A 10,089-nucleotide genomic window follows, 5' to 3' on the forward strand; every position below is an offset into this window, starting at 1 on the left:
CGCGCCCTTTGGGCCGCGAGCCCAAGGTCTTGATTTTGGCCTGAGGCCGGTTTGGGTGGCAACCCAAGGTTTTGCCAGTTTGGGTGGCGAGCCCAAGGTTTTGCCAGTTTGGGCGGCGAACCCAAGGTCTTGACTCATGCCCACAGCTAAAGCCCAACCCCACACAATGCACATTTTTTATATTAGCTTATCCATATAATTAATTTTTAACATAGTAGCATCCCGTTTATGGTGATAACTCCTGCCAGCGCAGCCACCATCCCGCTGGCCTCTGACCCGAGGAGTGACAGCCCGTGAGCGTGCAATTTATTGGTATGATCGGCCATCGCCTGGCATCTGAAATCATCCCGCCGACCGGCCCGATTTTTGATAAGCAATACATCGCGGATTTCGCCCGTGCCCATGAAAACGCCGGTTTTGACCGCATTCTGGTGGCATACGCTTCTGACCAACCCGACGCATTTCTGGTGACCGCCCATGCCGGTGCCAGCACTTCGCGCATTCATTTCCTGCTGGCGCATCGTCCCGGTTTTGTCGCACCGACGCTGGCTGCCCGTAAACTGGCGACGCTCGATCATCTGCTCGATGGCCGTCTGGCGGTACACATCATCAGCGGCGGCAGCGATGCTGAGCAAAAACGTGACGGCGATTTCGAGCCGAAAGATTCCCGCTACCGCCGCACCGACGAATACATCGATGTGCTGAAACAGAGCTGGTATTCGGAAAAAGGCTACAACCACCAGGGCGAGTTTTATCAGGCGGAAAACGCCTTCTCCGCCATCAAACCTTTCCAAAATCGCTTACCGGTCTTCTTCGGTGGTTCGTCTGACGACGCCATCCGCGTAGCCGGTAAACAAGCCGATGTTTTTGCGCTGTGGGGCGAACCGCTGGACAGCGCAAGGGAAACCGTTGAGGCGGTGAAAGCCTCTGCGGCCAGACATCAGCGTGAGATTGATTTCAGCATTTCTTTCCGCCCGATTCTGGGCAATACCGAAGAAGAAGCCTGGGCAAAGGCGGATGAAATTCTGACGAAAGCCACCGCGCAACAGGCGGAAAAAGGGACGGCGCTGGCACCCAAACCGCAAAGCGTGGGTGCGCAGCGTTTACTGAAAGCCGTGGCACAAGGCGACCGTCTGGATTCCTGCCTGTGGACCGGTATCGCCGGGCTGATTGGCGGCGGTTCTAACTCGACCGCACTGGTCGGCACACCGGAACAGGTTTCCGATGCGCTGCTGAAATATTACGAGCTGGGGATCACCACGTTCCTGATCCGCGGTTTTGATCCGCTTAATGATGCCGTTGAATACGGCAAAAGCCTGATCCCGCTGACAAAGCAGAAAATCGCTGCCCGGCAGGCACACAATAAAACCGACGCAACCACGCTGGTATAAGGAACCCTGATGCGAGTGAATGTGAAAAGTCTCCTGCTGCTGGCAACGCTTATCAGTGGCACGTTTGCTGCCAGCGCCGAACAAACCACCCTGCGCGTTGCCGATCAGAAAGGGAATATGCGGGCACAGCTGGAAGCGGCGAATAAACTGGACAATCTGCCCTACAAAATTGAATGGTCAGAATTTCCCGCCGCCGCCCCGCTGGCGGAAGCCCTGAATGCCCAGGCCGTGGATGTCGGCATTATTGGCGATGCGCCGCTGCTGTTTGCCGAAGCGGCGGGCGCGCAGGTGAAAGCGATCGCCGTCGACAAATCTGACGCTTACGGCACCGCGTTGCTGGTGAAAGCCGACAGCCCGATTAAATCGGCGGCGGATTTGAAAGGCAAAAGCATCGCCACCAACCGCGGCTCTATCGGGCATTTCGTGGCGCTGAAAGCGCTGGCCTCCGCCGGGCTGAGCGCCAAAGATGTCACGTTCCGTTTTCTCCCGCCGAGCGATGCGAAACTGGCGCTGACGCAGGGTTCCGTAGATGTGTGGGCGACGTGGGAACCCTACACCGCATTTGCTGAAACGCAGGATCATCTGCGTGTGCTGGTGAACGGGCGCGGTTTGTGGTCAGGGAACAGTTTCCTTGCAGCGACTGACACGGCGCTTAAAGATCAGGGTAAACGTCAGGCGATTGCGGATTACCTGCAACGGCTGAGCGACGCGCAGATCTGGGCGTATAAAAATCTGGATGCCTACAGCGAAAAGCTGGCGAAGATTATTGGCTTCCCGCTGGACGCGGCGAAGCTGTCGTTTGAACGCCGTAAATCCTACTGGCAACCCATCGACGCTGACACGGAAACGCAGCAACAGCAGACTGCCGATTTCTATCATGCACAGGGTCTGTTGCCGGTCGCGCTGAATGTCACCGGCACCTTTGACCATTCTTTCCTGCTGAAATAGCGTCACGCGGTTTCTACCGTACCTTCATAAACACCGGCTTCGTGCCGGTGTTTGCATTTTTGCCTTCTCTCTTTGTGCGCTATAACACACTGATAAGCCGTGTTTTCCCTCTGTTTCGCAAACTGTGAACTGCCGCCCTGTACGGAAAATTCAGACGTGGTTAATAGAAGACGTCGCCCGTCATCAGGCTCAGCTAACAGGATGCAGCATGGAAAATTACGCGAACAAAAGTGGTGATTCACAGGTTGTCAGCTTCCAGATTGATGCCAACTCGATCAAAGTCCGCTTCAAAAACAATCACGTTTATCTCTACGATATCCGCCATCCCGGGCCGGAACATCTCGAAAAAATGAAAGAGCTCGCCCGCGCCGGTTGGGGGCTGAACACCTACATAGAAAGCGAAGTGAAAACGGATTTCTCGTCGAAAGTTTTCTGACATCAGGACTGCGTTTCCGGGCGGTTGTGAGCCAGCCGCCTGCGTTTTGTGTACCGTTTCAGCGCAAATTACACCTTGTTAACAATCAGCTGTGACAACCTCCGCTGAACCCGCTAGTCTTCGTTATTATCCAGTGTTTTAACGGAAAGCTCGCCATGACCCGAAAAATTGTTAAGCAATACAAAGCCTATCGTGATGATATCCGCGATCTGCAAACCCGCCGTCCGGTTCCGGGGCCGGAACTCGAGCAGCTCGACCCTTTCCTGTTTCTCAATCATCACGGACCGCAGGTTTATGCACCGGATAATCTTGGTTTACCGTTCGGCCCGCATCCGCATCGCGGATTTGAAACGGTCACGTTTATCCTGCGCGGCGAACTGGCGCACAGCGATACCGGTGGCCATGAAAGTATTATCGGCACCGGCGGCGTGCAGTGGATGACAGCCGGTTCGGGTCTGATTCACTCTGAACTGTCACCGGAAGCGTTCAAACGCCACGGCGGTGAACTGGAAATCTTGCAACTTTGGGTGAATTTGCCGTCACAGCTGAAAATGACGCCGCCGGGTTATGTCGGTTTACAGGCACAAGACATCCCGCAAATTCCGCTGAGCAGAGGACACGGCGAAATCAGCCTGATTTCCGGCAGCGTTGCAGGCGTAACCGGCCCGATAAAATCACTGACCGATGTCACCCTGATGACCGTTCAGATGAGCGCGGGTAGCGAAGTAACATTGCATGCGCCAGCGGCACGACAGGTCTTCCTGTATACGGTGAAAGGACGGCTGAAAATTGATGATATTCTGGCGCAGGCCTGGCATCTGATTGAACTGGATAACAGCGATGACCTCGTGACGATCACCGCAACCGATGACGCCACATTCCTGTTCGGGCACGCCGATAAAATCAATGAACCGGTGGTTTCTCACGGCCCATTTGTAATGAATACGGTGCAGGAAATTAATCAGGCCATTCTGGATTATCAGGCCGGAAAGTTTGATGTGAAGCTATGAGGAATTTTATTAGCAAGGGGTAAACCCACCCCCATCCCAACCTTCCCCTCGTGAGAGGGGAAGGAGCAGAACTTAGATTTTCAGTTTCACGTAGTCAATGGCACGGCTGATGATCCCGCCCTGCGCCACGTCTTCCAGCGCCACCAGCGGCACGGTTTTGATGACTTTACCGTTATCCACGATATTAATGCTGCCCAGTTCCTGGCCTTTTTTCAGCGGCGCGTCAATCTGCGGATTGGTCAGCACGTACTGCGCTTTCAGTTTATCGGCGTCAGACTGCGGAACGCTGATGAACACATCGCTCAGGGAACCGACTTTCACCTGAGGATTCGCACCGAACCAAACGTGCTCGCTGGAAACGGTCTGATTCGCCTTGAAAATCTGCTTGCTGGTGTATTCACGGAAGCCCCAGGTCAGCAGTTTACGCGCCTGTTCTTCACGCCCTTTTGCACTTTTCCCGCCCATAACGACGGCAATCAGACGACGGTCGCCCTGCGTGGCCGACGCGATAATGTTGAAACCGGCGCTTTCGGTGTGACCGGTTTTCAGGCCATCGACTTGCAGGTTTTTATCCCACAACAGGCCGTTGCGGTTCTGCTGGGTGATGTTGTCGTACGTCAGCGATTTCTCAGCATACATACGGTATTCCTCAGGCTCGCCGCCGATAATCGCACGGGAAAGTTTTGCCAGATCGTAGGAGGTGGTGAACTGCCCCGGCGCATCCAGACCGTGTACGGTTTCGAAATGCGTGTTGGTCAGGCCCATGCTGACCACGTACTGGTTCATCATGCCGACGAAGGAATCCTGGCTTCCGGCCACGTAATCCGCCATCGCCACGCACGCGTCGTTGCCGGAAGTAATGATGATGCCGCGGATAAGATCACGCACGGAAACGCGGTCACCCGGTTTAAGGAACATCAGCGAAGAACCTTCGAGGCTTTTGTTACCGGCCACCCAGGCTTCCTGAGGAACGGTCACCACGTCGTCCATGGTGATTTTTTTGTGGTCCAGCGCGCGGTCGATAACATAACCAGTCATCAGTTTGGTCAGGCTTGCCGGGTTGCGGCGGTCGTCCGGGTTCCCGGCGGCCAGCACATCACCGCTGGCGTAATCCATCAGCACGAAGGACGCGGCATCGATACTCGGTGGCACAACCGGGAAATCCAGTGGAGCGACAGCTTTAACGCTGCCTGCGGAGAACATCAACACACAAGAGAGGACACTAATTACACTACGTTTCACTGAATCATCCTTAAACGCGCCTTACCGGCAGGCGCAAAATGCAAACCTGCCAGCAGATAAAAAAATACGGAATATTATTTGCCGCATAGGGTGCCCTAAATCGTCGCTCAGAAAAACCCTTAGTCTTTTGCTAACCATTTCATAGTGAAACGGTTCTGTTACATCTTGATCTTAATTTGACCAAAATCCTCACACGGTGCCGTCATCACCCTTTCTTATCGCAACCCGCTGTTTTAACTCCGTGTGATAATCACAACGCGCGTCGCATTCTGCCGGTCAAAATCCGTTATTCGTGCAGATTTTTGGGCAATAGACAGATCTAATCACACCATCATGGCATTCGATTAGACGCCGCTCCATCTCCCTCCTAAACTTGTGACATAAAATTAACAATCGGATTAACAATTCACCGTTCTGATTGTTTACAGACCAGACAAAAACCACCTGCGAAGCATAACTATGAAATTTAAAACTGAGATCAAACCCTACCACGGCGCGGCCGGTGGCTGGGGTGCACTGGAATCCACTACCCGTTTCGTCTTCGACAGTAAAAAAGTCCTCTCCAATCTGCGCAACCTGATGCGTGTTAACAAAGGTCGCGGATTTGACTGCCCGGGTTGTGCCTGGGGTGATGATAACCACAGTACGTTCAGTTTCTGTGAAAACGGAGCAAAAGCCGTCAGCTGGGAAGCCACCCGCAAAGCGGTTGAGCCAGAATTTTTTGCCCAGCACAGCGTGACCAAACTGCGCGCGCAGAGCGATTACTTCCTCGAATATCAGGGCCGCCTGACCCACCCGATGCGCTATAACCGCACCACCGACCATTACGAACCGATCAGCTGGGACGCCGCATTTTCGCTGATCGCCAGCCATCTTAAAGGCCTTGAAAGCCCGGATCAGGCAGATTTCTACACCTCCGGCCGCGCCAGTAACGAAGCTTCTTACCTTTATCAGGTCTTTGGCCGTATGTTCGGCACCAACAATTTCCCTGACTGCTCGAATATGTGTCACGAAGCCAGCGGCGTGGGTCTGAAACAAAGTATCGGCGTCGGTAAAGGCACCATCCGTCTGGATGATTTCGAAAAAGCGGATGCGATTTTCGTTTTCGGCCAGAACCCCGGCACTAACCACCCGCGTATGCTGCACAGCCTGCGTCATGCGTCTGACCGCGGCGCAAAAGTCGTCAGCTTCAATACCCTGCGTGAACGGGGTCTGGAACGTTTTGCCGATCCGCAAAAACCGCTGGAAGTGGTGACACCGAAAGCCGGTCGCATCAGTTCTGCTTATTACCAGCCGAATCTTGGCGGAGACATGGCTGCCGTGCGCGGTATCGTGAAAGCGTTATTGCAGACGCATCGCGAGCGCATTGCGTCCGGCCAGCCTTCCCTGTTTGATGAAGAATTTATTGCGGCAAACTGCGCCGGTGTGGACGAGTATCTGGCTATCGTCGATGACACCAGCTGGGACAAAATCACTGAACAGTCCGGCCTGAGTGAGCAAGACCTGCGCGAAGCCGCGGCGATTTATATGAATGCTGAACGCGTGATTTGTACCTGGGCGATGGGCGTGACGCAGCATAAACACTCCGTTCCGACCGTGCGTGAAATCACTAACCTGCAACTGCTGTTCGGTCAGCTGGGTAAACCGGGTGCCGGTTTGTGTCCGGTGCGTGGTCACAGTAATGTGCAGGGCAACCGCACAATGGGGATCGACGAAAAAGCGCCGAAAGCCCTGCTCGATGCCATGGAAAGCCACTTCAAATTCACTCCACCGCGCGTTCCCGGCCACAATACCGTTGAAGCGCTGGAAGCTATGCTGCGTCATGAAGCCAAAGTGCTGATTTGCCTCGGCGGTAATCTGGCCGCAGCGGCGCCGGATACGCCGCGTACCGAACAGGCACTGAGCAATCTGGATTTGTCCGTGCAAATCAGCACCAAGCTGAACCGCACGCACCTGACGCCGGCCGCTGAAGCGCTGATCCTGCCAACGCTGGGGCGTACTGAGCTGGATATGCAGGCGACCGGTTCGCAGTTCATCACCGTGGAAGATTCTTTCAGCATGGTGCATGCGTCCGAAGGCGTGGGGATTCCGTTGTCGAAAGAGCAGCGTTCAGAAACCGCAATTGTCTGCGGTATCGCCAACGCCGTGTTGGGCGACAAATACCTGGACTGGATGGCGCTGGCCGACGATTACAACCTGATCCGCGACCATATCGAAGCGACAATCCCAGGATTCAAGGATTTCAACGCGCGCTGTGATATCAAAGGCGGTTTCTATCTGGGGAATGCGGCAGCCGAGCTGAACTTCAATACCCTGAGCGGCAAAGCCAATTTCAGCGCCGCGCCTTTGCCGGACGTGCTGATCCCAATGGGTGACCAGAATGCACCCTTTACGTTGCAAACTTTGCGCTCTCACGACCAGTACAACACCACGATTTACGGCCTTGATGACCGTTATCGTGGCGTGTACGGCCAGCGCGAAGTGCTGTTCATTCACCCGCAGGATCTGGCCGATCTGGGCCTGAAAGACGGCGAACTGGTGGAAATCGAAACGCTGTGGAACGACGGTATTGAGCGCAAGGTGACCGGGTTTAAACTGGTCAGCTACGACATTCCGCGCGGCAATCTGGCCGCCTATTATCCGGAAACCAATCCGCTGGTCCCGATGTCCAGTTTTGGTGACCAGACGCACACGCCAACTTCTAAAGCCGTTCCGGTGACAATCCGTCGCTGCGAACAAAAAGTCGACCTGCAACGTATCGCATAACCCGTTCTGCGGGATGCGCCGTAAATCTCCCCTTTTGCTTCAGGGTTATGAGGCAAAAGGGGCAGATGCCGCTTGCCCGCAGGGGCTGAATCGCGTAAAACTGTCTGCCGCTAATCGAGCCACATTAACCCTAATTCTCTGGACGATATGTTTCAAGATAACCCGCTGCTCGCGCAGCTAAAACAGCAACTTCACTCTCAGACTCCACGTGTCGAAGGCATCGTGAAAGGGACTGAGAAAGGCTTTGGCTTTCTTGAAGTAGACGGTCAAAAAAGCTATTTCATTCCGCCTCCGTACATGAAAAAAGTCATGCACGGTGACCGCGTAATCGCCTCGCTGCAAACCGAAAAAGAGCGTGAAGTCGTCCAGCCGGAAACACTGGTTGAACCTTTCCTCAGCCGTTTTGTGGGCCGCGTGACGAAAAAAGACGACCGTCTTTCTATCATCCCCGACCATCCTTTATTACGTGATGCGATCCAGTGTCGCGTTGCGCGCAACATCAATCACGAAGTCAGTGACGGCGACTGGTGTGTGGCAGAAATGCGCCGCCACCCGCTGAAAGAAGGCGATCACAGCTTCCAGGCTGAAATCACTGAATGGATCACCACCGGCACTGATGATCTCGCGCCGTGGTGGGTCACGCTGGCCCGTCATAATCTCGAACGCGAAGCGCCAAAATCTGATATCGCACAACTGCGCGATGAAGGCCTGACCCGCGAAGATCTGACCGCCCTGCCATTTGTGACCATCGACAGCGGCAGTACACAGGACATGGATGACGCGCTGTATGTGAAAGACAACGGCGACGGCACCCTGCTGATGACCATTGCGATTGCAGACCCGACGGCTTACGTCAGTGAGGGCAGCGAACTCGACAATATTGCTAAAAAACGCGCATTCACTAACTACCTGCCGGGCTTTAACATCCCGATGCTGCCGCGTGAATTGTCTGATGATATCTGCTCCCTGTGGCCAGATGTGAGCCGCCCTGTTCTTGCGTGTTCTGTTACGCTGGGCACCGATGGCGCACTGGGCAGTGATATTCGTTTCTTCGCTGCCACCATCGAATCAAAAGCCAAACTGGCCTACGACGATGTGTCCGACTGGCTGGAAGCCGATGAGAAAAGCGCATGGCAACCGGCCAGCGATGTGATTGCTGATCAAATCCGTCTGCTGAAACGCGTTTGCGACGTGCGCAGTGCATGGCGCACCGAACACGCGCTGGTGTTTAAAGATCGTCCTGATTACCGCTTCGTACTGGGTGAAAAAGGCAACGTACTTGAAATCGTCGCTGAGCACCGCCGTATCGCTAACCGCATCGTTGAAGAATCCATGATTGCCGCCAACGTCTGTGCCGCTATCGCCCTGCGCGACAGCCTCGGTTTTGGCGTTTACAACGTGCACACCGGTTTTGATCCGCTGCTGGTTGAAAATGCGGTTACCGTGCTTGCGGCCAATGACCTTGAAGCCAATGCTGAAGAACTGCTGACGCTGCCCGGTTTCTGCGCCCTGCGCCGTAAACTCGATGCGCTGCCAACGCAGTTCCTCGACAGCCGCATCCGTCGTTTCCAGACTTTCGCAGAAATCAGCACCACGCCGGGGCCGCATTACGGCCTGGGACTGGAAGCTTACGCGACCTGGACATCACCAATCCGTAAATACGGTGACATGGTGAACCACCGTCTTCTGAAAGCGATGATCCTGCAACAGTCTGCTGAGAAACCTCAGGACGACATGACCGTTCAGCTGGCCGAACGCCGCCGGGCGAACCGCATGGCCGAACGCGACGTCGGTGACTGGCTGTATGCACGCTATCTGGAAGATAAAGTCGGTACTGATGTGAAATTCAGCGCTGAAATCATTGATGTGACCCGCGGTGGTCTGCGGGTGCGCCTGCAAGACATCGGCGCGGTGGCGTTCATCCCTGCTCCGTTCCTGCACAGCGTACGCGACGAGCTGGTATGCAGTGCAGATACCGGCACCGTGCTGATTAAAGGCGAAGTCGCCTATCGTCAGAGTGACATCATTGACGTAAACATTGCGGAAGTTCGCATGGAAAATCGCAATGTGATTGCTAAGCCTGCCGTCTAGGTTTCGCTTTTAGCGGACGGAAAAAACCGGTCTCAGTACCGGTTTTTTTATTCCCTCAGAATATTTTTCACTTGCAGTGATGACAAAATCTTGGGTTGCCACTCAAACTGGCCAAAGTTCAACACCGTGGGCATCGGCCCACACCGACTTGGGGGGCGGCCTATCGCCGCCACCCCCCAAGACCCCCCGGGCTCTTTCACTGCGC

General features: G+C 54.7%; 7 protein-coding genes. 6 read left to right on the top strand and 1 reads right to left on the bottom strand.

The features are described 5' to 3' along the window. Positions 1-293: 293 nt before the first annotated feature. From J8X26_RS26790 to J8X26_RS26805, 4 genes are all read left to right on the top strand, one after another. Positions 294-1,391, top strand: a complete 1,098-nt coding sequence (locus tag J8X26_RS26790; protein ID WP_208952560.1) for an LLM class flavin-dependent oxidoreductase — start codon at positions 294-296, stop codon at positions 1,389-1,391. Positions 1,392-1,400: 9 nt separating this feature from the next. Beyond that, entirely contained in the window at positions 1,401-2,339 is a 939-nt protein-coding gene (locus J8X26_RS26795; RefSeq protein ID WP_208952561.1) for an ABC transporter substrate-binding protein, read from the top strand. Between the two features lie 208 nt (positions 2,340-2,547). Beyond that, on the top strand, positions 2,548-2,775 hold the full coding sequence (locus tag J8X26_RS26800) for a hypothetical protein (RefSeq protein WP_015697366.1): 228 nt from the start codon (positions 2,548-2,550) through the stop codon (positions 2,773-2,775). 155 nt (positions 2,776-2,930) lie between these two features. Continuing rightward, positions 2,931-3,785: a pirin family protein gene (locus J8X26_RS26805; protein WP_208952562.1), complete on the top strand. Its 855-nt coding sequence runs from the start codon at positions 2,931-2,933 to the stop codon at positions 3,783-3,785. 72 nt (positions 3,786-3,857) lie between these two features. On the opposite strand, the gene J8X26_RS26810 is transcribed toward J8X26_RS26805, so the two are convergent. Further along, entirely contained in the window at positions 3,858-5,027 is a 1,170-nt protein-coding gene (locus tag J8X26_RS26810; RefSeq protein WP_152326259.1) for a serine hydrolase, read from the bottom strand. Positions 5,028-5,486: 459 nt separating this feature from the next. On the opposite strand from J8X26_RS26810, the gene J8X26_RS26815 reads away from it, so the two are divergent. Continuing rightward, positions 5,487-7,793, top strand: coding sequence for an FdhF/YdeP family oxidoreductase (locus tag J8X26_RS26815; protein WP_208952563.1), 2,307 nt, complete (start codon positions 5,487-5,489; stop codon positions 7,791-7,793). Between the two features lie 147 nt (positions 7,794-7,940). Next, a complete protein-coding gene (locus J8X26_RS26820) occupies positions 7,941-9,884 on the top strand; it encodes an exoribonuclease II (RefSeq protein ID WP_208952564.1) in 1,944 nt (647 codons plus the stop codon). The last annotated feature ends 205 nt before the right edge of the window (positions 9,885-10,089 follow it).

Origin of the sequence: Rahnella sp. ChDrAdgB13 (assembly GCF_017655185.1) — a bacterium.
Taxonomy (GTDB): Bacteria; Pseudomonadota; Gammaproteobacteria; order Enterobacterales; family Enterobacteriaceae; genus Rahnella; species Rahnella contaminans.